This is a genomic window from Enterobacter sp. 04-C-12-SI-ECC, from assembly GCF_047530715.1.
In the GTDB taxonomy this organism is placed as follows: Bacteria; Pseudomonadota; Gammaproteobacteria; order Enterobacterales; family Enterobacteriaceae; genus Enterobacter; species Enterobacter bugandensis.
On sequence record NZ_JBLKDI010000054.1, the window covers coordinates 1 to 753 of the forward strand.

A 753-nucleotide genomic window follows, 5' to 3' on the forward strand; every position below is an offset into this window, starting at 1 on the left:
TATTTAATGAGATGGTCACTCCCTCCTTCCCGGTACTATGCTGAGGACAGGCTTTCATTCGGAGAACTATCATGGAAAACATTGCGCTCATTGGTATCGATCTGGGTAAAAACTCTTTCCATATTCATTGCCAGGATCGTCGCGGGAAGGCTGTTTACCGTAAAAAATTTACCCGGCCAAAGTTGATCGAATTTTTGGCGACATGCCCCGCTACAACCATCGCAATGGAAGCCTGTGGCGGTTCTCACTTTATGGCACGCAAGTTGGAAGAGTTGGGGCATTCCCCAAAGCTGATATCACCACAATTTGTCCGCCCGTTCGTTAAAAGCAATAAAAACGACTTTGTCGACGCCGAAGCTATTTGTGAAGCTGCATCGCGTCCGTCTATGCGTTTTGTGCAGCCCAGAACGGAATCTCAGCAGGCAATGCGGGCTCTGCATCGTGTCCGTGAATCCCTGGTTCAGGATAAGGTAAAAACAACCAATCAAATGCATGCTTTTCTGCTGGAATTTGGCATTAGCGTTCCCCGAGGAGCTGCCGTTATTAGCCGACTGAGTACCATTCTTGAGGATAATAGTTTGCCTCTTTACCTCAGCCAGTTATTGCTGAAATTACAACAGCATTATCACTATCTTGTTGAGCAGATTAAAGATTTGGAATCCCAGTTGAAACGAAAGTTGGACGAAGATGAGGTTGGACAGCGCTTGCTGAGCATTCCCTGCGTCGGAACACTGACAGCGAGTACTATTTCAA

1 protein-coding gene is annotated in these 753 nt (G+C 46.7%); it reads left to right on the forward strand.

Going from position 1 to position 753, the window contains the following annotated elements:
- Positions 1-71 precede the first annotated feature (71 nt).
- The coding region (locus tag ACMWL8_RS25110) for an IS110-like element IS4321 family transposase (protein WP_244911770.1) at positions 72-753 on the forward strand (682 nt) is incomplete at its 3' end.